Below are 21,578 nucleotides of genomic sequence, written 5' to 3' on the forward strand. Positions count from 1 at the left end.
AAGGTACGCCGGTTTTGGTGATGGGACTTGCTCCCTAAGCTGAGGCCGGTCGAAGTGACCAGGTGGCTGCGACTGTTTATTAAAAACATAGCACTCTGCAAACTCGTAAGAGGACGTATAGGGTGTGACGCCTGCCCGGTGCCGGAAGGTTAATTGATGGGGTTAGCTTCGGCGAAGCTCTTGATCGAAGCCCCGGTAAACGGCGGCCGTAACTATAACGGTCCTAAGGTAGCGAAATTCCTTGTCGGGTAAGTTCCGACCTGCACGAATGGCGTAACGATGGCCACGCTGTCTCCACCAGAGACTCAGTGAAATTGAAATCGCTGTTAAGATGCAGTGTACCCGCGGCTAGACGGAAAGACCCCGTGAACCTTTACTACAGCTTTGCACTGAACTTTGAGCCTACTTGTGTAGGATAGGTGGGAGGCTTTGAAGCAGTAACGCTAGTTACTGTGGAGCCGTCCTTGAAATACCACCCTGGTATGTTTGAGGTTCTAACTCTGGTCCGTTATCCGGATCGAGGACAGTGTATGGTGGGTAGTTTGACTGGGGCGGTCTCCTCCCAAAGAGTAACGGAGGAGTACGAAGGTGCACTCAGCATGGTCGGAAATCATGCAATGAGCATAATGGTATAAGTGCGCTTGACTGCGAGACAGACATGTCGAGCAGGTACGAAAGTAGGTCATAGTGATCCGGTGGTTCTGTATGGAAGGGCCATCGCTCAACGGATAAAAGGTACTCCGGGGATAACAGGCTGATACCGCCCAAGAGTTCACATCGACGGCGGTGTTTGGCACCTCGATGTCGGCTCATCACATCCTGGGGCTGAAGCCGGTCCCAAGGGTATGGCTGTTCGCCATTTAAAGTGGTACGCGAGCTGGGTTTAGAACGTCGTGAGACAGTTCGGTCCCTATCTGCCGTGGGCGTTGGAAATTTGAGAAGAGTTGCTCCTAGTACGAGAGGACCGGAGTGAACGAACCTCTGGTGTTCGGGTTGTCACGCCAGTGGCATTGCCCGGTAGCTATGTTCGGACGGGATAACCGCTGAAAGCATCTAAGCGGGAAGCCTCCTTCAAGATTAGATTTCCCTGACTCCTTGAGAGTCCTAAAGGGCCGTGGAAGACTACCACGTTGATAGGCTGGGTGTGGAAGCGTTGTGAGGCGTTGAGCTAACCAGTACTAATTGCCCGTGCGGCTTGACCATACAACAGAGATGGTTACTAACGACTAGCTAAGCTAGCGGATTGTGGAATGAAAGACACACAATGATCGCTTGCGGTGTATTACTACAGATTGTTTTACCGACTTATTTGGGGTTATCGCCGGTCAACAGACCGAGGCAAACAGCGATAACACGGCAGGCCAAGCAGATTGCTTATAAGACCAATGCCAACCCAAGCCAGTTTGCCTGACGACAATAGAGTTGTGGAACCACCTGATCCCTTGCCGAACTCAGAAGTGAAACGCAACATCGCCGATGGTAGTGTGGGGCTTCCCCATGTGAGAGTAGGTCATCGTCAGGCTTCTAATCCGAAAAGGGCCACCCAATAGGGTGGCCCTTTTTTTATGTGTAAAAATATTTACAGAAAAAGATAAGATGGGTTGAAGAAAATTGAGTTCTTAATTTGCTTGGTCAATCTTCTGGTTCAAGCTAGCAATACTTCAAATTAAAACTTAACCCCAGTATTGATCATCAATCTGATCTTGATTTTATTTTCCATGACAATAACAAAGGGTTCGACTGCTAAGCAGGCGGGCTTTTTTTATGGATGAAAGAAATATCAGCGAATCGCGATTGGGAATTAAAAATAAAAAAGGGAGATTAAAAGCTTCCGCCAAATTTATCCTCTCAATAATGTTGCTGGATAATCAATGAAGCTTTCTTTGTCCTTTGTTTATGCTGAAGTAATAACTTGAGCTTGGTGTTCTTATAAGAAATTATTTGATCTAAATCTCATCCTGGCCTCATTTTTGTGAGACAGTCGTACAACATAGGCATAAAGAACTTGATTTTAATATAGCGATTCAGGATAGTCGCCCGTTGCCTTTTCTTGTGGGTTGAAGGGTTTTTATCTGCTCTTATACGCAACACGATAGAGGCACGTTAAGGCTTCTCACTTGTACGAGTGGTCGATGATAGTTAAAGACGTATTCAGCCGTGTCGGGGAAGACTATACATACCCAGTTTGGGCAGTGATGGCTGTTGCTGCCATTGGGCGCTAAAGATATTGAAGGATAGTTAGATGCACATTCTTACGCTGTACCAATCAATTTCGCGATGGTTTCTATTGCTGACCATTGCAGTTTCACTAGCCGCCTGTGGTGGTGGTAGTGGCGGTAGCGATGACGGGGCTTCTTCCCCGGATCCAACTTCACCAGAAACAGATCCCTCTTATAGCATTACTGTAGAGCTACGTGACTTAGATACGGATGAGTTGATTGAAAACCCCAATCCAGAAGAGCCGGTAAGTATCCATGTGACGGTTAAGAGTGACAATAGTGGTCTTGTTGTCTCTGAGAACGTAACTGTTACAACAACCTTGGGTGAGTTGAGCCCTAAAAGTGGCATAGTCAAGACAAATGACAGTGGTGTCGCTACTCTGGAACTGAGTGTTGAAGGACAGGAAATCGGCAGTGTTGGTGAGATTGTTGTTGCCTACGATAGCGTTAGTACAGACCAGGCACCCTACTCGCCACTACGATTTAGTATCGAAGAGCCTGCTTTGAAGCTTGGTTATTTGGATAATAACCAGCAGTTTGTGTCGGGTGCCCTGGAGATTCTTGCTCAGAACCTATCTTCTAAGGGCACAACGCCAGTTAGCGTCTATTTACAGGGTCCTGATGGCAACCTTTACTCCAAAAGGATGCAAGTAGAATTTTCCAGTAATTGCAGTTTGAGCCAACCAGCCGTTGCTACTCTTGATTCTCCGGTTACTATGACAGAGGGTAAGGCAACTTCTACATATACTGCAGAGGGTTGCGAAGGTCAGGATAGCATCACTGCAACGTTAGTAGCTTACCCAAGTATATCTGCCAGCGGCCAGCTTACTGTAATGCCTCCAGAGGTAGGCTCCATTGAGTTTGTGAGTGCTGAACCTGAGATAATCAATATCCAAGGTTCTGGAGGCAAGGAAACATCAGAAGTACGTTTTCAGGTCTTCAGCAAAGATGGCTTGCCAATGAGCGGGGTGGAAGTTAACTTCACTTTGGAAGAGGGAGAGGGAAACGTCAACCTTGCTAGTAGTTCCGGAACGACCGATGCTGAGGGCGAAGTAATTGCTTTGGTTTCTGCTGGAAGGGTAGCGTTGCCGGTTCGGGTTAAAGCTACAATTACTGATAGCAACGGGAACACTTCTTATACTTTTTCTAGTGATTTAGTAGTCTCAGCAGGCATTCTTGATAAAGACTCGTTTTCTTTATCTGCTAGCGTCCTTAGAGTGAATGGTGATGACTATGATGGTGTCACTTCCGAGATCACTATTAGGGTTGGCGACGATAACAATACGACTCCTGATGGTACCGCTATTTCTTTTAAAACTGAGTATGGGCGCATTGCCGGCTACTGTACTACTGTCGATGGGAATTGCTCAGTGGATTGGAATAGCCAGAACCCCCGAGCACCTCTGGATTATAAATTCCTTGGTGACGATGGTGTGATGCATTCTCTTCGGACTATTTTTAACACGACCTGTCCGGTTACTGGGCTAATGGGCGGCTACCCATGTCCACAGCCATTGGGACAACCTTATGGCGGCCGCTCTACTATCCTCGCTTATGCGCTGGGACAGGAAAGTTATACCGACGCGAATAGTAATGGGCAATATGATACCGGAGAAACGTTTGTAGATTTACCGGAAGCGTTTTTAGATCACAATGAAGATGGAGCCTTTGGGAACTCGAGGAGTATTGGTAGTTGCTATCCCAATTGCCCAGAAGAGGCCGGTGATGAAGAGCTGTTTATCCCACTGAATGACAACGGAAAGTACGATAGTGGCAATGGTATTTATAACGGCCTTAGCTGCTCTGAGGCAGCTGAAGCGGATGGTACTTGCTCTAAAGAACTTGTTCATGTAAGTGAGGAGCTCGTAATTCTTGTGGCAGGGAGTGAACCCTACGGAATATTTAGAACCTTAGATGGTAATTATACTTCCAGTCCTGAAGTTGAAGTTGGTTTAGGGGGCGCGACTTACCTTTATTTTTATCTTTCTGACCTTTACAACGGGCTCTTGCCTGAGGGTACTACCGTGAAGACTTACTCAGAAAAATGTGAGGTTAGTCACGGCTCTAGTGAGATTGAGTTTGGCCCGGAACTGGTTGCATTTACTATCGTCGCCCCCAGTGACGCTGAGTTAGGTTCTGAGTACGTGAAAGTTGAGGTTAATGTTCCTGCTCCAGGCGGTGATTCGGATAGCGGTGTTACTAAGACTTGGCAGTTTAAGTGTACTGTTAATTAGTTTAATCTGATCAGGTAAGAATCTAGATTCTTAAGCTGATTTTGACAATTACCGGGCCACATAAGTGGCCCGGTTTCATTAATGATTAGTGAATCTCAGGCTTGTGTAGATCACAGTTTTATTCTTTGTAGTGAAACTCTTTTGCTGTGTGGATAATAATCGGAGCAACTTGGTTTCTCTAGGGATTGCTATATTTAAGTAAAAGTGTAATCGCTACTTGCAACTAAGTTTGTGAAGCTTTTATAAATTAAAAGTAAGTGCTCAGATAGACTTTACAAGCTCACTCAAATGATCGGTTAACTTATCATTCTCAGAATAATATACAGGGCAGGCAACCACTGGAACTGTGTGGGCTGCCAAGGCCTTTTTAACAATTTGCTTGACTCTGGAAGTCGACATGACAATGGCGCTTGAGTTCCAGATCTATTTTCTATCTAAAAAGCCCATAGCTACTGCCAACAAAAATTAACATAATAATGGGAATGCTTTCACTAATTGCAGTTTCAACTTCTTGAAAATTCATCATAAAGCTGCTATCGCCCATCACTGCTAGTACTCTGCATTTAGGGTGGACCAGGTTGATATCAGTAGCATCAGGTAGGGCATAGGACATAATGGCAAGCCTATTAGGAATTAGGAGGGGTGTTGGGCTTGTAGGCTAGGTAGGCGTGCCATCCACATTTTCACTGCGCAGGTGTCTGAAAGCACAATATCATCTATTTGTATCGCTTCTTGAAAGTCTGCGACCACCCTTTGGGATTTCATTGGGCAGGTATTGGAGGCTTTGCCATTGTTAATTTATCTGAAAAGAAGTTTTTGTATTTTTTAATCTTCACTGACCAGGCTTGGCTTTTTCAGGCGTGCTCAACTTTTGTAAAAAAAAGATTTTGGCTTCTATATCACGGTTAAGGCAAATGTTGGCATCAACCTCTGCTGGGAAATTATGATTATAGATAATTTTTTTTCTGCATTTAGGAGTATGGGGGATGGAGGCGTCTCATTCAGTTCATAGCCAACACAGATAACAATATCGACACAATCAAAACCAAAATTGGCATAGTCGTAAACCATAACACCCAGAGAGTTTGGATGCTCCTCTGGCATTGTGCTCTTTCCATGAAATGTGCTGACGAAAACCATATTTAGAGCCTCGGAGAATTGAATCTAAGTATCTTAGGTGTTTGCGATTGGAGGGGTGGGATTTAGCTTGGTATTAACAAGCAGGGCCACTTATTTTGGAGTGCCGCCATATCTAAAATGTCTTCGGGAACACACAAGATAATAGGCCCTTGGCTGATCTTCCTGATAGCTTTTGAAAGCTGCACGTACCAGCTCGGAAGTGGATTCTGGATTTGTAATCATCTTTGATGGCTTGGGGATGAGCTCAAGCATCTTTACTAGAGCAATATATTGATACTTTTCTTTAAAAAGCCCGTCGATACCAGCTTGAGCATTGATGGGCACGAGAGGCGTGCTATCCGCTTACGTCTCGGCGATTCCCACTAGCATATTAGTAGCTTCTCGTCCAAGTGCTCCATAGCAGACACCGACGTTCCCAGTTACCAGGCCATACATAACTGTCATAAATAAAGCGGCCTGTTCTGATAAAGTGAGAATAAATCATAAGAGGGCGCCATTTTTTTACATCGATAAAGCGTATATTTTTTCTGAGGGTATTCCAAATATAAATTTAGGCCCTTCATTTTCAAAACAGGAAATCAAAAATACTGAAGCACTAATAGGAATGTCATTCATAGCTAACTCATTAGCTAAGATCTGTTTTTCATCAAATAAGAAAAGTTGGAAGCTGGCCAGCTTCTCATTAAATGTCGATCAGTTTTGCAGGTGTTAGTCGAAGGTATTATCAGTGATGGCGCTAAACATATCTGTCCAGATAGATGTAGATCCATAAAGAAATTTCTGACAGGTAAATGAACAAGGATCCCAGTTTTAGGGTGATTTTGGCGCTTATTTTGTAATTGTTAGGTTGCAGGTCGTGAGCTTGTTAGGATCGGCATGGAAGACAAGGGGATTATAATGAAAAATTTTAAACTGAGATTTCGGCTGATTATATTGGTTATTTTTACCTGTGTCGTTTCTTCGTGTACAGAAGAAGGAAAAGAGGGCTTGCGGAGTTCTAAACCAGGTGTTGGCTCTGAAGTGGTGGCCCGTATTGGCAGTAATAATATTACATTACAGGAGTTGGATAATGATTTACAGCTGATTTTTTATGATATTGCAGAGCAAAAATATAATTTGCGTTTGGCTAGGCTGGATGCCTTGGTGAATGAAAAAGCTAATTTTAGTTCGAAGAGGGATGATATAGAGGTTTATCTGAAGTTGCCCGAGCCGCCTCGAATTCTATTGCCCAAAGTCTCTAAATTTATTCGGGGTAATCAGGATGCTCCAGTCACCTTGGTGGTCTATTGTTCCTTTCAATCCTCACATTGCAAAGCGATACAGCCTGTAATACGCCGTCTATTGGAGGTTTATAATGGTTGGGTTCGTCAAACGCACTTTGATTTTCCGCTTAAATTTCATCGTGAAGGAATTCAAGCTGCATCTGCAGCGCGTTGTGCGGCGATGCAGAATAAATTTTGGGAGTATCACGATGCCTTGTATGTTCTAACTCCTGAGTTTGATAGTGATACTTACCTTCAGTTGGCCAAGCAATTGCAATTAGATATTCATCTTTTTGAAGATTGCTTATCCAGTGATAGCCCAAAAGATTCCGTAGTAGGGTCCCGGGATCGTGCTCTAGATCTTGGTCTTAAAAATGTACCGGTCATTTTTATTAATGGGTTGTATCTGAAAGGGGTGCGTAACTTTGAGCAGTATGCTTTTTGGGTAGATAAAGAACTGCAATCTATGGGGATAAAATCAAAAGAAAAGTATAGATGGAAAGATAGCGAAACGATTGATGATAGAAATCTACCGGCTACCAGCTTGCCCCTATTGTTACTGGGAGTTAGCGAATCAACTGTAGATGGTAAGTCGAAAGCTTTGATTGCAGTAAAGGAGGCTACTGCGGAGTATTTCAGCGCGGGGCAAAAAATTTCAGACAATATTTTATTGTTGCGTATCCACTCTAATTTTGCAGTGATTGAGAGTAGAGGCGGACTGGAAAAGTTACCCTTAAAGGGGAGAGAGGGCGCTGAGCTTTTACTCACCTACTCTTATGGGCAAAGTGAGGAGTTGAAACGACGTATAGAGCAGCCACTGGGCCCTGGAACCCGTAAGTTGATAGCCTCTTCTGGTGTGCTGACTCTAGGACAGGCTTGGTTAAGTCGTCACTTGGAGCAGCGAGATGCTTTGGAGGCTAAGTTTACCGAGGCCGAATTGGAAGTTGAGGGACACCATTTGATGCGACTTGAAGGTGTCGCAGATAATGAATTCTTCACTGCCTTGGGTTTTCAAGAAAATGATGTATTACTGAGAGTGAATGATAGTTGGGTACATAGCAGTCAAAATAAATTGTGGGATGCGCTTTCTAGTGGCCAGCTTATTGATGTGGTCTTTATGAGAAAGGGACTACCACAACGCATACAGTATGTAGTTGAAGAGCTTAGCTACTTTGAGAAAAATTCAAATACAGAAAGAGAATAGTTTAGGTTGTGAGATAAACTTGGGCTCTCATGAAAGCTCTAGTCAGAGAGCCCAATGTTCACCGATTAGGGAAGTTATTTACTTATCGGGATTACCCTGCCAAAAGATATCGGCAACGATATTTTGGCCTTGTACACTGGGATGGAAACAGTCTCCACCACCCACATCGTCCTTTCCAAACTGGAAAGTCCCAGCATTTACCTCATCTTCACCAGTGTATTCCGCTATAACCTCAACTCCATTAACACCATTGTAACTTTCGGCTTCTTCGGCAAGAATCTCGTTGTAACGCCGTTGGGCTGCAGTAATCGCATTATAGCGGGTGGTGAAATCCTCTCCGTTCATGATACCGCCGTTGGTTGCAATTCGGCAGATACCAAATGTTGACCAAACGTTTTCACAGTCTACTCGGGAGTTTTCCGCCTGCTTTTCCAGGCCTGCTCCACGAAGATCCTGTACCCTAGGTACAGATCCGAGCAGAATGGTGGAGCCATTGGGAAGGCCGTCGACGAGTTTATCCAAGCCGGCTTGAACAGCTGAGCGCCATTCATTGTCGGTATATAGTGGGTTATTACAGTTGGCTGGATCGGCACAATCTCGGTTGCAGATGTCATTCCCGCCAAGAACGATTTCAACATGATCTGCCACATTGGTTTGAGCCAAAATTCGATCGGCCTGCACTGCAAAATTCTTATTACCTCCACGCATCTCGGCACCGGATTCAGCCGCTTTTTTATTTGCAGCGATATTGGGTGAAATAATTTTATATCTATCGTAAATACTTTCTACAGAATTATTGTCACCATCAAACCAAGAGTGTTCCGGTTGATCTCCACCTAGGAGACAAAATAGGTCCCAAAAATACTTATTGCGTGTACAGTCTGCACCGAATGCCATGGTAATGCTGTCTCCTGCAGCGACAGATTTTGACGGGGCTGCCATCACTGATGGCAGCGACATAACACTTAAAAAAAAGACTGCTATAACTCCGTATCTTTTCCACATTGTGATTTCTCCCACACCGACTTTCGTCGTAGATAGTTATTGTTTTAAAGCTATATCGGTGAACCTGAGGAGTTTAGGTTGGTGGGTGAGAGGTGCTACTGTGAATGCGCTAGACTGGTTGGTCAGATTTTAATAAGTTGAAGCATGTTGAAATTCTGTCGTCGAGAACATTAAGTGATTTTGGTTTCACTTCAAATGATGGTTGTTGTTAGACCTAGATACGGCTCTTTGATAGACCACCTATTCATATTCGATGGCTTCCTCTATACTGCGCATTACTTGTCGGAGTGCCTGTGGGCTGAGATCGCTGTTGCGAGATCCGTTGAACCTGATCGGGGTAACCCCCGCGTAGGGAACAAGATCTGAAGTCGCCTGTTTTTTTACATTTTGGCGTCTTTTCTCTTTGTAACTGCCCTGGATGCTGCGACCTTTAAATTCCCAAGTTTTAAGGTTACGCATGTCTGAGATCATTGAACAATCCGGTAAAGCCGGAAAGTCCTCCCGCGCTGCCAGTCGCGATTCCGCTAAAGAATTTCTTGAGAATCTCACGGTTCAGTCTTTTCCCAATTCGCGCAAGGTGTTTTTGCCTGGTGAAACCCCTGGTATCCAGGTTGGCGCTCGCCAGATTTGTCTTGGGGATAGTGTGGTAGGTGGGGATGCCGATAACCCTATTTTAGAACCCAACGTGCCTCTCACCGTATACGATACCTCCGGGCCATATTCAGAGCCCAATTTTAAAGTCGATGTACGCCAAGGTCTGCCCAAGCTACGCAAAGGCTGGATAGAGGCACGAGGAGATACTGAGCAGCTGGACTCCCGCCAGGCGGCCTATAGTCAGCAGCGTATGGCGGCCCAGGGGCTGGACCACATTCGCTTCGAAAAGCTTCCCAGTCCGCGCCGAGCTAAGCCGGGAAGTAATGTATCGCAAATGCACTATGCCCGCCGTGGCGTTATCACGCCGGAGATGGAGTTTGTCGCAGTCCGCGAAAATATGGGACGCGTAAAGTTAGCGGCGGAGATGAGTGAGAGTGAATACCAAAAAGCACGTGATGGTATTTACATCCCGGAACAAATCACGCCGGAATTTGTTCGTAGGGAAGTTGCAGAAGGACGCGCAATTATCCCAGCGAATATTAATCACCCGGAAGTGGAGCCGATGATTATCGGGCGCAACTTTCTGTGTAAGGTGAATGCAAATATCGGCAATTCCGCTGTGACTTCTTCCATTGAAGAGGAAGTGGAAAAACTGGTTTGGTCTACCAAGTGGGGGGCAGATACGGTAATGGATCTGTCTACCGGAGCCAATATCCACGAAACTCGCGAGTGGATTCTGCGCAACTCACCAGTCCCCATTGGTACCGTACCCATTTACCAAGCATTGGAAAAAGTAAATGGAATTGCTGAAGACCTCAACTGGGATGTTTTCCGAGATACCTTGATTGAGCAAGCGGAACAGGGAGTGGATTATTTCACTATTCATGCCGGCGTGCTCTTGCGCTATGTACCACTCACAGCCAAAAGAATGACCGGGATAGTGTCTCGTGGTGGTTCCATCATGGCGAAATGGTGTCTCGCTCATCACAAGGAGAATTTCCTCTATACCCACTTTGAGGAAATCTGCGAGATTATGAAAGCTTATGATGTGAGCTTTAGCCTTGGTGATGGCCTGCGTCCGGGCTCTATTGCCGATGCCAATGATGAAGCTCAGTTCGGTGAGCTGTATACGCTTGGTGAATTAACCGAAGTTGCCTGGAAGCACGATGTTCAGACGATGATCGAAGGCCCCGGTCATGTGGCTATCCATAAGATCAAAGAAAATATGGATGAGCAGCTGAAGCACTGCCACGGCGCACCTTTCTACACTCTAGGTCCATTGACCACGGATATTGCTCCAGGCTACGACCACATTACTTCCGGCATCGGCGCTGCACTTATCGGCACTTACGGTTGCGCCATGCTCTGCTATGTGACCCCCAAAGAGCACCTGGGCCTACCCAATAAAGAGGATGTTAAAGAAGGTCTGATGGCCTATAAGATTGCGGCTCATGCCGCAGACTTGGCCAAAGGGCATCCGCGGGCACAGAAGCGCGATGACGCCCTGTCAAAAGCCCGCTTTGAATTTCGCTGGGAAGACCAATTCAATCTCGGTTTGGACCCGGAGCGCGCACGCTCTTATCACGATGAAACCCTGCCGAAGGAATCCGGCAAGGTAGCGCATTTCTGCTCCATGTGTGGGCCTAAATTCTGTTCTATGAAGATTACCCAGGATGTGCGCGATTACGCAGCCAAACAGGAGGCGGAACGCGGGATGGAAGAGATGGCAGTTAAATTTAAGGATATGGGCAGCGAGATTTATCACAAGGGCTGATCGGGTGTTGGGGGAGGGTAACTCCCCCAACATATTAGAAATACAGTGATGTAAAAGGAGCTTGCTATCGCTGGTATCCAATTGGAATTGTGAAGATAGGTAAGCTGTGTCAAACAAAACTAAAGCTAAGGTGGCTATTGCCGGTGGCGGCCTGTTGGGGCGATTACTCGCCTGGAGGCTCTGCCAGCTTGATGTAGATATCACCCTGTTTGAGGCCGGTAACTTATCGGAATCAAAAGGCGGAGCCTGTTGGACAGCTGCGGGAATGATCTCGCCTTTATCGGAGCTGGTACACACTAACAAACACATTTATAGCCTGGGGTTAAAAAGCCTTGAGCTTTGGCCTGAGTGGGCCCGTCAGCTGGAGGAGCAGAGCGGGCAGGACGTGGAATACCGCAGGGCGGGCTCAGTCCTGGTGGCTCACGGCAAGGACAGAAGTGAGCTGCTGCAATTCCTGCGGGAACTACAGGGTAAGCTTGGCGAGTCTGCCAGGGTGCAGGTGCAGCCCCTCGATAGCAATACTTTAGCGAAATTAGAGCCTTGCTTACATGGCTTTGAACAAGGGCTTTACCTGCGGGGTGAGGCGGATATCAATAATCACCGCCTATTGCCCGCGTTACTCAGCGTATTGCACCGAGGTGCAGTCACTCTGCGAGAGCACAGCAAGGCAACTTGCGAAGCCGGGTATATCTCTGTGAACTCGGAGCGCGAACAATTTGATTGCGTGATCGACTGCCGTGGTCTCGGTGCCAAGGGGCAGATTGAAGGCTTACGTGGTGTCCGTGGTGAGGTGATGGTGGTGGAATCCCGGGAAGTGGTTTTGCAGCGTCCAGTGCGCCTGCTCCACCCACGCTATAAGCTCTACGCTGTACCCCGTAGCGATGGACGCACTGTAATCGGCGCCACAGAAATTGAGAGCGAAGATCTGTCGCCCATTTCCGTGCGCTCCAGTATGGAACTCTCTTCCGCGCTTTACTCCCTCAACCCGGCTTTTGCCGAGGCTCGTATTGTTGAGACCCGCGTAAATTGTCGCCCCGCCACTATGGATAATATGCCTTATATCCACAGCGAGGATGGGCTGATTAGGGTGAATGGCCTTTACCGTCACGGTTATCTTTTAGCACCGGCAGTAGTGGAGCAAGTGGAGAATCAAGTGGCACAACAACTGTTACAGGTGGTTTGATGCAGGTACTAATTAATGGGGAAACACAGAGCCTTGAATCCCCGCTAAAACTCTCTGCGCTTTTACAGCAGCTCGGCTATCGCGGAGAAACGTTTGCCGTTGCGATCAACGGTGGATTTATTCCCCGTACGGAATATAGCAATACACAGATAAATAACGGCGATAGCCTGGATATTGTTGCTCCGGTAGTGGGGGGGTAAAGGTGAGCGATCTATTAACACTTTACGGAAAAACATTTAACAGCCGGCTTTTGGTGGGCACCGCCCTGTATCCCTCCCCAGCGATTATGCGCGAATCCGTGCAAGCCTCAGCTTCGGAAATTATTACTTTGTCTCTTCGCCGGCAAAATCCGGCACAGCAGCAGGACAATCGATTTTGGAATTATATTCGCGAGTCCGGTTGTCAGTTGTTGCCCAATACCGCCGGTTGTAAATCGCCGCGAGAAGCGGTGGAGCTGGCAAAAATGTCCCAGGAAATTTTCCAGACCGATTGGCTCAAGCTGGAAGTGATTGGTGATGATTACAATTTGCAGCCAGACCCCTTTGGTCTGGTAGAAGCTGCGCGGGAATTAATTCAGTTAGGCTTCAAGGTTTTGCCTTATTGCACGGATGACCTGGTTCTGTGTCGAAAACTATTGGATGTGGGTTGCGAGGTATTAATGCCCTGGGGGGCTCCCATCGGTACCGGGCAGGGACTGCTCAATAAATATAACCTGCAAACACTGCGCGAGCGCCTGAGTGATGTACCGCTTATTATTGACGCCGGAATCGGTGCGCCATCACAGGCGGCAGAAGCACTGGAGATGGGCTTTGATGCGGTGTTATTGAATACCGCGATTGCAAAAGCCCAGGATCCGGTACTGATGGCTAATGCTTTTAAATTGGCTGTGGAATCCGGGCGCGCCGCCTTTAATGCCGGCTTGATGCTCAGGCGTCAAACTGCCAGCCCCAGCACCCCCACCCTAGATATGCCTTTCTGGCAGCAGGCAGAGAGCATATTGCAGGATTAGTATTTTTTATGCGCGATCAACTCCAATTGAAAAAGCCAATTGTCTGGACCATTGCCGGCAGTGACTCCGGCGGTGGCGCCGGCATTCAGGCGGACCTGCTGACTTTTGCAGACCTCGGCTGCCATGGTTGCAGTGCTATCACGGCCAATACCGCACAGAATACGGTGGAAGTTACTGCAATTAATGCAGTTTCCCTAGAGGTCTTAGTTTCACAATTGCGGGCCTTACAGCGGGATCTATTTCCTGCCGCAATTAAAATCGGTCTGCTAGCGAATGCTGAACAAGTTGTTGCGGTGGCAGATTTCTTGCGCCAGCTGAAAGCGGTGCAGCCGGTTCCGGTTATTTACGATCCGGTTGCTGTTGCTACCAACGGAGCCGGGCTCACTGAAGGGAATATTACCGCAACGGTGTTGGCTCAGTTGATGCCACAGTGTGATCTGGCCACTCCCAATTTACATGAATTGGAATGGCTTACCGGAGCCAGTGTCACGGGTGCGGAATCTATTGTGCAGGCTGCGCGTCAGTTGCACGCTCACGGCGGTACCGCAATTTTAGTTACCGGCGGCCATACGCAATTGCGTGCGGGAGAAGTTGCCGACTTACTGTGGGATGGTGAAAAAGCCGATTGGTTTATTGGCCGGGAGGTGTCCAGTACAGGCACACATGGCACTGGCTGCACCCTATCCTCCGCTATTGCCGCTTGCCGCGCTTTGGGCTACCCGTTGCGAGATGCCTGCGTTGTGGGTAAAGCCTATGTTCAGCGGGGTTTGCGCCGGGGAAATAATGCACACATCGGCGCTGGTGCTGGACCTGTAGGCCACTGTGGCTGGCCCCTGGATTTAATCGACTTCCCGGAGATTCTACTGCCCGGAGAAGAGCGTGCGTCGGATTATGGCTTTGGTGCGGCCCAGCCTCTTTTTCAAGGGTTTGCCCAAACAGACTCTCAAGCATTGGGTTTATATCCGGTAGTGGATACAGTGGAGTGGTTGCAGCGCCTGGCTGAGCTGGGGGTGCGTACTTTACAGTTGCGAATAAAGAATCCGGGTGGGGATCTGCGCGCACAGATTGAGCGTGCAGTGGCTATTGGCAGGACGTATAACCTGCGCCTGTTTATCAATGATTACTGGCAGTTGGCGATTGAGTGCGGCGCCTACGGTGTGCATTTGGGCCAGGAGGATTTGCAATCTGCTGATCTCAGAGCAATTCAAGCGGCAGGATTAAAACTGGGTATCAGTACCCACGGCTTCTATGAATTACTGTTGGCCTACCGTTATCGCCCCAGCTACCTGGCGATGGGTGCAATTTATGCGACCAACACCAAGGATATGTCGGATCAGTTGCAGGGCGTGCAGAAACTCGCGCGAATGGCAGCACTATTGCCCGATTATCCACTCGTGGCAATTGGTGGTATTAATATGCAACGGGCCAGTGAGGTTATTGCTAGCGGTGTTGGCAGTATCGCCGTGGTCAGCGCTATTACTAAAGCGGAAGATTACAAGCAGGCGGTTGCCGATTTTAATGTCCTGTTGAAAGGAAAGCATGCGGAAGTAGAGCCATGTTAAGTAGTAAGGAATTACAGCGTTACAGTCGCCAGATAATGTTGCCCCAAGTGGGTGAAGAGGGACAGAAAAAGCTGTCTTCTGCTCGAATTATGATTGTTGGTTTAGGTGGGCTCGGCAGCCCGGCGGCGATGTATCTGGCCGCAGCCGGTATTGGAGAGCTGCACCTGGTAGACGGTGATCATATCGATCTCTCCAATTTACAGCGCCAGGTTTTGTACAAAACCAATCACCAGGGAAAATCCAAAGCCATGGTGGCTGCACAACAATTGGCTGCAGCCAATCCAACTATTCGCATTCACCCCCACAACCAAATGGCGAATGAATCCTGGCTGCGTGAACGGATAAAACAGGTGGATCTGGTGTTGGACTGCACTGATAACCTGGAAATCCGCCATACGATCAACCGGGTTTGTTATCAGTCCGGGTGTCCGGTGGTAATGGCATCGGTGCAGGGGTTTTCCGGCCAGCTGATTAGTTTTGATTTTTCTGAAGGAAAAGGCCCCTGTTATGCCTGTCTATTTCCGCCCCAGGAGCAGACTGAAGTCCAGAACTGCGCTACAGCAGGGGTGATCGGTCCTGCGTTGGGGGTCGTTGGCAGTATGCAGGCTCTGGAGGCCATGAAGTACCTGATGGATTTGCCGGTATCGAGCTTGAATAAATTGCACTTAATCGAGACGGAAACCTTAGCTCTGCAAACTTTGCAGCTGCCGAGTCATAGTAATTGCCCGGTTTGTAATACCTAGCTAACTTTGTTTTCTCTTAAATTTTTCTTTCCGTAGATTGATACAGTGCTAGCACTATAAGTGTATGCATAACCAACATGTTTTATTTATTTTTCCTTTTTGGCGGATTAATTAACTTTTCAGTTTGGACACACAGTTGTTCCAGGGCAGGATACCGCTAGATTCAAGGCATGTTCCGAGTTAGTTGCCAGGGTAAATATGTTTGTCTTTTTAGTGTCTTATAAACTTGGCTCGGCTATATAGATAAGCTATCAACCCGATAGCTTGTGGTAAAACCATAAAACTATCAGAATGGGAGTGTAACCATTTCGGTGGCAAAGTCTTGGAAGAAGGATTTGTTTAATGAAAAAAATTGATATTGGTATTAGTGAAAAGGATAGGGAAAAGATTGCTGGCGGCCTCAAGCACTTGCTGGCGGATAGCTACACTCTATACCTGCAAACGCACAACTTCCATTGGAATGTTACCGGGCCATTTTTTCGTGAACTACACCTGATGTTTGAGGAGCAGTACAACGAGCTGGCTACGGCGGTAGATGACATTGCAGAGCGAATTCGCACTTTGGGTGTTTCTGCACCGGGCACCTATCAGGCTTTTGGACAGCTGAGTTCTATTGAAGAAGTTGTAGAAGTTCCCGCAGCAGAAGATATGGTGAAAATTCTCACCAAGGGCCATGAGCAGGTAATAAAAACTTGTCGCGATGTATTAAAGGCCGCGCAAAAGGGCGAGGATGAATCGACTATTGCCCTGGTATCTGACCGTATGCGTGTGCATGAAAAAACTGCCTGGATGCTGCGCGCTACCAGTAGTAAATAGTTACTGGCACTCTGGGTAAATGACTATTCTGTAGTGACTATTGCCCGGTGAGTAATTCCAGGAAAGCGCTGGCGGGTGCAGAGAGGTTACCGCGGCTTTTAAATAGTGCGCCAACTTCTTGCATTACCGCCGGCGCGGTAAGAGGCAAGCAGATTAAACCGTACTCTCGCATTTGTGCCTCACAAAGGCTTGGTACAGCACTGATTCCCAAGCCCGCTCTGACCAGCTGCCCGATAGTACTAAGCTGGTTAGCTTCACAACTATATTGAGCAGCTTGTCCACACTGGTCGAAGGCAGTATCCGTCCAGCGTCGCACTGCCGATCCACGGTTCATCGATATAAAAGGATGAGCGGCCAAGTCGCGCCAGCGTACGGCCTTCTTTTCCGCCAATATGTGCTCTTCGGGCATTATTGCGATAAAACGGTCGTGTTCAATGGGTGCGAACTCCATTCCACCCAGTTCGTCCGGGCGAAAGCTAATGCCCAGCTCCGCGCGTCCCTCCTGTACAGATTCTACAACCCGCTCCATAACCACATCTTCCAGCACAATATTGATTTGTGGATATGTCAGGTGAAAGTTAGCTAATAGAGTGGGTACTCGGTTTAAGGCGAAAGCGGGGATAACTGCCAGTTGCAGTTGTCCACGTTCCAGGCGGAAGCGCTGCTGTATAGCATCCAGTGATTGATCCCAGCTGTTAAGTAGTTGCTCCGCACGAACCAGGAACTCACGCCCTTCTGGGGTCAGGACCAGTTGGCGGCTATCGCGACTAAATAGAGGCCCTCCAGCGGCCTCTTCCAGATTGCGGATAGCCACGGAGAGCGCCGGCTGGGAAGTGTGTAACTGGGCACTGGCCTGCGCCAGACTGTGGCTTCGGGCTACAACAACGAAGGCGCGAAGCTGTTTAATGGTGGCGCTCACTATGGCTCCGGATGCATTCTATGAATGTTAAGTTTTATTTAATAAACCATCGAAAGATTAAAATAGTTTAAAGTTGTCGGGCAAGGCATGATTGCCGCTTTCGCCCTGGCGAAGGTCAAACAATCACCGAGAATAATGAATCTACAAGGTCTGCTGAGATGAAGGACAACGCACAAGCCCTTTGGCAACCGAGCCCCAAGGCCGTAGCCGCCACCCAGATGGATGAGTTCCGTCGCCTGGTTAATGTGAAACACCAGCTGCAGCTTGAAGACTACAGTGCGCTTTACCAGTGGTCTGTAGAAGAGCGTGAGGTCTTCTGGAGCGACTTATGGGATTTCTGTGAAGTGCGGGCTAGTGCGCGTGGAGAAGAGATCTTGGGCCGCGACAACATGCCGGGTGCTGAGTGGTTCCCCGGTGCACGACTCAATTTTGCCGAAAACCTGCTGCGCTACCGCGACGATAAGACGGCTTTGGTTGAGCGCCTGGAGAATGGCAGCCGCCGCCAGCTCAGCTACGCGCAGCTGTACGGTCGGGTAGAACGCTTGGCTTCAGCCCTGGCCAATCAGGGCATATCCGAAGGGGATCGTGTAGCTGGCTTTATGCCCAATGTGATCGATACCGTAGTGGCGATGCTGGCAACCACCAGTCTTGGCGCTATATGGACTTCCTGTTCGCCGGATTTTGGTATCAATGGCGTGTTTGATCGTTTCGGCCAGGTAGAACCGAAGGTGCTGATCGCCTGCGAAGGTTATTTCTACAACGGCAAAGTGATCGATTCCCTGCCGCGATTGCGCGAGATAGTGGCCCGTATCGACTCGATCGAGAAACTGGTGGTAGTGCCAGTTGCCCGCTCGCAGGAAAAAGTGGCTCAGGTACTAGCAGCAGAGCCGCTGGATAAAGCGGTGTTGCTACAGGAGTTCGAAGCCACAGCGCCTGAGCGCGAGCTTACCTTTGTTCAGACTGCTTTCGATCACCCCCTATACATCATGTATTCCTCAGGGACTACTGGGGTCAGGACCAGTTGGCGGCTATCGCGACTAAATAGAGGCCCTCCAGCGGCCTCTTCCAGATTGCGGATAGCCACGGAGAGCGCCGGCTGGGAAGTGTGTAACTGGGCACTGGCCTGCGCCAGACTGTGGCTTCGGGCTACAACAACGAAGGCGCGAAGCTGTTTAATGGTGGCGCTCACTATGGCTCCGGATGCATTCTATGAATGTTAAGTTTTATTTAATAAACCATCGAAAGATTAAAATAGTTTAAAGTTGTCGGGCAAGGCATGATTGCCGCTTTCGCCCTGGCGAAGGTCAAACAATCACCGAGAATAATGAATCTACAAGGTCTGCTGAGATGAAGGACAACGCACAAGCCCTTTGGCAACCGAGCCCCAAGGCCGTAGCCGCCACCCAGATGGATGAGTTCCGTCGCCTGGTTAATGTGAAACACCAGCTGCAGCTTGAAGACTACAGTGCGCTTTACCAGTGGTCTGTAGAAGAGCGTGAGGTCTTCTGGAGCGACTTATGGGATTTCTGTGAAGTGCGGGCTAGTGCGCGTGGAGAAGAGATCTTGGGCCGCGACAACATGCCGGGTGCTGAGTGGTTCCCCGGTGCACGACTCAATTTTGCCGAAAACCTGCTGCGCTACCGCGACGATAAGACGGCTTTGGTTGAGCGCCTGGAGAATGGCAGCCGCCGCCAGCTCAGCTACGCGCAGCTGTACGGTCGGGTAGAACGCTTGGCTTCAGCCCTGGCCAATCAGGGCATATCCGAAGGGGATCGTGTAGCTGGCTTTATGCCCAATGTGATCGATACCGTAGTGGCGATGCTGGCAACCACCAGTCTTGGCGCTATATGGACTTCCTGTTCGCCGGATTTTGGTATCAATGGCGTGTTTGATCGTTTCGGCCAGGTAGAACCGAAGGTGCTGATCGCCTGCGAAGGTTATTTCTACAACGGCAAAGTGATCGATTCCCTGCCGCGATTGCGCGAGATAGTGGCCCGTATCGACTCGATCGAGAAACTGGTGGTAGTGCCAGTTGCCCGCTCGCAGGAAAAAGTGGCTCAGGTACTAGCAGCAGAGCCGCTGGATAAAGCGGTGTTGCTACAGGAGTTCGAAGCCACAGCGCCTGAGCGCGAGCTTACCTTTGTTCAGACTGCTTTCGATCACCCCCTATACATCATGTATTCCTCAGGGACTACTGGGGTGCCGAAGTGCATTGTGCACGGGGTGGGCGGCACCTTGCTTCAACACCTGAAGGAGCATCGCCTGCACTGCGACTTGCGTCGTGAGGATTCCTTATTCTACTTCACTACTTGCGGCTGGATGATGTGGAACTGGCTGGTAAGTGGCTTGGCTTGTGGTGCAACCCTGGTGTTGTTCGATGGCTCTCCCTTCTATCCAGAGGCTAGGGGCTTGTGGGATATGGCGGATGAGGAGGGCATCAGCGTATTTGGCACCAGTGCCAAGTATATCGCCGCCTTGGAAAAGAGCGGCTGTAAGCCCCGCGAAAGCCACAAATTGGAGAAGCTGCGCGCGGTACTGTCTACAGGCTCGCCACTGGCTCATGAAGGCTTTCTATATGTCTACCGAGATATAAAGGAGGATCTGTGCCTGTCTTCTATTTCTGGAGGCACGGATATTATTTCCTGCTTTGCCTTGGGTAACCCTGCGTTGCCAGTTTATGCGGGAGAACTTCAGTGTCGAGGATTGGGCATGGCTGTGGAAGTCTGGAATGACGATGGCAAGCCGGTAACTTCAGAGAAGGGGGAGCTCGTGTGTGCCAAATCTTTCCCTTGTATGCCGATCGGTTTCTGGAATGATCCCGATGGGGCGAAATATAACAGCGCCTACTTCGAAAATTGGCCGGGAGTTTGGGCACACGGCGACTATGCAGAAATTACTACCCATGGAGGAGTGATTATTTACGGTCGTTCCGATGCGGTACTGAATCCCGGTGGCGTGCGTATTGGTACTGCCGAGATCTATCGCCAGGTAGAGAAAGTTGAGGAGGTGCTTGATAGCATCTGTATCGGTCAGCAGTGGCAAGACGATGTACGGGTTGTACTGTTTGTGGTGTTGCGCGAGGGCGTAGAGCTGAATGATGATCTAGTGCAGAGAATCCGCTCCACCATTCGCGCTAATACGACCCCGCGCCACGTACCCGCCAAGGTGATTCAGGTGGCCGATGTTCCGCGTACTATTAGTGGAAAAATTGTTGAGTTGGCGGTTCGCAATGTCGTGCATGGTAAGGAGGTTAAGAATATAGAAGCCCTCGCCAACCCAGAGGCTCTGGCACTCTATGAAAATTTGCCAGCCTTGGCGGAAGACTAAAGAGATTAAGGGGGGAGGGCGCGTAGACGGGCGTCATTTTGTTTGACTCGGTTCTGCGCTACCCTTGCCCTGTAGTAATACCAATAAATTCAAGGCAGAAGAGCAAGTATGGTTACCTATCTCTACTGGGCAGCGGTTATCGCTCTGGTTATTCTCTCCCTCTTTGCTGGCAGCCGCATGGGCAGCTTGAAAATTGGCGCCATTGTGGCTGCAGTTTTCTTCTTTGCAGGCTGGCTGGCTTATTACTTCCACTATGAACAGGTCTTTGTAAAACGCTTCGGTGGTGTGATGCGTATTTCTGTACCTGACGGTTTCCGGCATATTGGCGCCACCTGGAAAGAGGATAACCTCTGGATCGAGAACTACGACCCCAAAACCAATCAATGTATTTTTACTGAATACTCCAAGGGCAATATTCTCGAGGGGCGGGTGATTATTAAAGACTGTAATCCGTTACTTGGCAGCCCGAGCACTAGCAGCCAGCCATAAACCATTTGCTTTCTCTCGGCCGGCGATTAAAACGGGTCTATTAGCTATTTCGTTTCTCGTCGGCAAACTCTACCCGGGCAATATCTGTACCGGGTCAT

At 48.6% G+C, this 21,578-nt stretch carries 18 protein-coding genes, 2 rRNA genes and 1 riboswitch (1 of these 21 cut by a window edge); of the genes, 14 read left to right on the top strand and 6 right to left on the bottom strand.

Going from position 1 to position 21,578, the window contains the following annotated elements:
• From ACJJIT_RS04900 to ACJJIT_RS04910, 3 genes are all read left to right on the top strand, one after another.
• A 23S ribosomal RNA gene (locus tag ACJJIT_RS04900) occupies positions 1-1,203 on the top strand (it extends 1,678 nt beyond the left edge of the window).
• A 203-nt stretch (positions 1,204-1,406) separates the two neighbouring features.
• A 5S ribosomal RNA gene (rrf, locus tag ACJJIT_RS04905) occupies positions 1,407-1,522 on the top strand.
• A gap of 720 nt (positions 1,523-2,242) precedes the next feature.
• A complete protein-coding gene (locus ACJJIT_RS04910; RefSeq protein WP_444900155.1) occupies positions 2,243-4,453 on the top strand; it encodes a hypothetical protein in 2,211 nt (736 codons plus the stop codon).
• 430 nt (positions 4,454-4,883) lie between these two features.
• On the opposite strand, the gene ACJJIT_RS04915 is transcribed toward ACJJIT_RS04910, so the two are convergent.
• The 4 genes from ACJJIT_RS04915 to ACJJIT_RS04930 form a co-directional block, all read right to left on the bottom strand.
• Complete coding sequence (locus ACJJIT_RS04915) at positions 4,884-5,087, bottom strand: thiamine pyrophosphate-dependent enzyme (RefSeq protein ID WP_444900891.1); 204 nt, start codon at positions 5,085-5,087, stop codon at positions 4,884-4,886.
• A 260-nt stretch (positions 5,088-5,347) separates the two neighbouring features.
• On the bottom strand, positions 5,348-5,617 hold the full coding sequence (locus ACJJIT_RS04920) for a hypothetical protein (RefSeq protein ID WP_444900892.1): 270 nt from the start codon (positions 5,615-5,617) through the stop codon (positions 5,348-5,350).
• 66 nt (positions 5,618-5,683) lie between these two features.
• Complete coding sequence (locus ACJJIT_RS04925; RefSeq protein ID WP_444900156.1) at positions 5,684-5,917, bottom strand: hypothetical protein; 234 nt, start codon at positions 5,915-5,917, stop codon at positions 5,684-5,686.
• Between the two features lie 18 nt (positions 5,918-5,935).
• The gene (locus ACJJIT_RS04930) at positions 5,936-6,070 is read right to left on the bottom strand and encodes a thiamine pyrophosphate-binding protein (protein ID WP_444900893.1); all 135 of its coding nucleotides are present in this window, start codon (positions 6,068-6,070) and stop codon (positions 5,936-5,938) included.
• Positions 6,071-6,490: 420 nt separating this feature from the next.
• Between ACJJIT_RS04930 and ACJJIT_RS04935 the strand changes: the two genes are divergently transcribed.
• On the top strand, positions 6,491-8,059 hold the full coding sequence (locus ACJJIT_RS04935; RefSeq protein ID WP_444900157.1) for a thioredoxin domain-containing protein: 1,569 nt from the start codon (positions 6,491-6,493) through the stop codon (positions 8,057-8,059).
• Positions 8,060-8,137: 78 nt separating this feature from the next.
• Here ACJJIT_RS04935 and ACJJIT_RS04940 read toward each other — a convergent pair whose 3' ends face one another.
• Positions 8,138-9,064 carry an SGNH/GDSL hydrolase family protein gene (locus ACJJIT_RS04940; protein ID WP_444884140.1) on the bottom strand — a complete coding sequence of 309 codons (927 nt, stop codon included), beginning with the start codon at positions 9,062-9,064 and terminating at the stop codon, positions 8,138-8,140.
• A 273-nt stretch (positions 9,065-9,337) separates the two neighbouring features.
• Positions 9,338-9,436, top strand: a riboswitch (TPP riboswitch).
• Positions 9,437-9,521: 85 nt separating this feature from the next.
• On the opposite strand from ACJJIT_RS04940, the gene thiC reads away from it, so the two are divergent.
• The 7 genes from thiC (at position 9,522) to ACJJIT_RS04975 (ending at position 16,745) form a co-directional block, all read left to right on the top strand.
• Positions 9,522-11,432 (top strand): phosphomethylpyrimidine synthase ThiC, encoded by a 1,911-nt coding sequence (gene thiC, locus ACJJIT_RS04945; protein WP_444900158.1) that lies wholly within the window; start codon positions 9,522-9,524, stop codon positions 11,430-11,432.
• Positions 11,433-11,538: 106 nt separating this feature from the next.
• The gene (thiO, locus tag ACJJIT_RS04950) at positions 11,539-12,615 is read left to right on the top strand and encodes a glycine oxidase ThiO (protein ID WP_444900159.1); all 1,077 of its coding nucleotides are present in this window, start codon (positions 11,539-11,541) and stop codon (positions 12,613-12,615) included.
• On the top strand, positions 12,615-12,815 hold the full coding sequence (thiS, locus tag ACJJIT_RS04955; protein WP_108734077.1) for a sulfur carrier protein ThiS: 201 nt from the start codon (positions 12,615-12,617) through the stop codon (positions 12,813-12,815). The genes thiO and thiS overlap by 1 nt, the downstream gene beginning before the upstream one ends.
• A 2-nt stretch (positions 12,816-12,817) precedes the next feature.
• Positions 12,818-13,624, top strand: a complete 807-nt coding sequence (locus tag ACJJIT_RS04960) for a thiazole synthase (RefSeq protein WP_444900160.1) — start codon at positions 12,818-12,820, stop codon at positions 13,622-13,624.
• A gap of 8 nt (positions 13,625-13,632) precedes the next feature.
• The gene (gene thiE, locus ACJJIT_RS04965) at positions 13,633-15,186 is read left to right on the top strand and encodes a thiamine phosphate synthase (protein WP_444900161.1); all 1,554 of its coding nucleotides are present in this window, start codon (positions 13,633-13,635) and stop codon (positions 15,184-15,186) included.
• Complete coding sequence (locus ACJJIT_RS04970; RefSeq protein WP_444900162.1) at positions 15,180-15,929, top strand: HesA/MoeB/ThiF family protein; 750 nt, start codon at positions 15,180-15,182, stop codon at positions 15,927-15,929. The genes thiE and ACJJIT_RS04970 overlap by 7 nt, the downstream gene beginning before the upstream one ends.
• A gap of 342 nt (positions 15,930-16,271) precedes the next feature.
• Positions 16,272-16,745 carry a Dps family protein gene (locus ACJJIT_RS04975; RefSeq protein ID WP_252082742.1) on the top strand — a complete coding sequence of 158 codons (474 nt, stop codon included), beginning with the start codon at positions 16,272-16,274 and terminating at the stop codon, positions 16,743-16,745.
• 37 nt (positions 16,746-16,782) lie between these two features.
• Here ACJJIT_RS04975 and ACJJIT_RS04980 read toward each other — a convergent pair whose 3' ends face one another.
• On the bottom strand, positions 16,783-17,664 hold the full coding sequence (locus ACJJIT_RS04980; RefSeq protein ID WP_444900163.1) for a LysR substrate-binding domain-containing protein: 882 nt from the start codon (positions 17,662-17,664) through the stop codon (positions 16,783-16,785).
• Positions 17,665-17,822: 158 nt separating this feature from the next.
• Here ACJJIT_RS04980 and ACJJIT_RS04985 point away from each other — a divergent pair, with 158 nt between their 5' ends.
• The 3 genes from ACJJIT_RS04985 (at position 17,823) to ACJJIT_RS04995 (ending at position 21,480) form a co-directional block, all read left to right on the top strand.
• The gene (locus ACJJIT_RS04985; protein WP_444900164.1) at positions 17,823-18,884 is read left to right on the top strand and encodes an AMP-binding protein; all 1,062 of its coding nucleotides are present in this window, start codon (positions 17,823-17,825) and stop codon (positions 18,882-18,884) included.
• Between the two features lie 127 nt (positions 18,885-19,011).
• Positions 19,012-20,991, top strand: a complete 1,980-nt coding sequence (locus ACJJIT_RS04990) for an acetoacetate--CoA ligase (protein ID WP_444900165.1) — start codon at positions 19,012-19,014, stop codon at positions 20,989-20,991.
• A gap of 108 nt (positions 20,992-21,099) precedes the next feature.
• On the top strand, positions 21,100-21,480 hold the full coding sequence (locus ACJJIT_RS04995; protein ID WP_444900166.1) for a hypothetical protein: 381 nt from the start codon (positions 21,100-21,102) through the stop codon (positions 21,478-21,480).
• Positions 21,481-21,578 lie beyond the last annotated feature (98 nt).

The organism is Microbulbifer mixtoriginis (SeqCode) (assembly GCF_052467515.1).

Excerpts from the sequence above, each read along its gene's own strand:
- ACJJIT_RS04910 (WP_444900155.1), top strand. The coding sequence starts at position 2,243 with ATGCACATTCTTACGCTGTACCAATCAATTTCGCGATGGTTTCTATTG.
- ACJJIT_RS04935 (WP_444900157.1), top strand. The coding sequence starts at position 6,491 with ATGAAAAATTTTAAACTGAGATTTCGGCTGATTATATTGGTTATTTTT.
- ACJJIT_RS04940 (WP_444884140.1), bottom strand. The coding sequence starts at position 9,064 with ATGTGGAAAAGATACGGAGTTATAGCAGTCTTTTTTTTAAGTGTTATG.
- thiC (WP_444900158.1), top strand. The coding sequence starts at position 9,522 with ATGTCTGAGATCATTGAACAATCCGGTAAAGCCGGAAAGTCCTCCCGC.
- thiS (WP_108734077.1), top strand. The coding sequence starts at position 12,615 with ATGCAGGTACTAATTAATGGGGAAACACAGAGCCTTGAATCCCCGCTA.
- thiE (WP_444900161.1), top strand. The coding sequence starts at position 13,633 with ATGCGCGATCAACTCCAATTGAAAAAGCCAATTGTCTGGACCATTGCC.
- ACJJIT_RS04970 (WP_444900162.1), top strand. The coding sequence starts at position 15,180 with ATGTTAAGTAGTAAGGAATTACAGCGTTACAGTCGCCAGATAATGTTG.
- ACJJIT_RS04975 (WP_252082742.1), top strand. The coding sequence starts at position 16,272 with ATGAAAAAAATTGATATTGGTATTAGTGAAAAGGATAGGGAAAAGATT.
- ACJJIT_RS04985 (WP_444900164.1), top strand. The coding sequence starts at position 17,823 with ATGAAGGACAACGCACAAGCCCTTTGGCAACCGAGCCCCAAGGCCGTA.
- ACJJIT_RS04990 (WP_444900165.1), top strand. The coding sequence starts at position 19,012 with ATGAAGGACAACGCACAAGCCCTTTGGCAACCGAGCCCCAAGGCCGTA.
- ACJJIT_RS04995 (WP_444900166.1), top strand. The coding sequence starts at position 21,100 with ATGGTTACCTATCTCTACTGGGCAGCGGTTATCGCTCTGGTTATTCTC.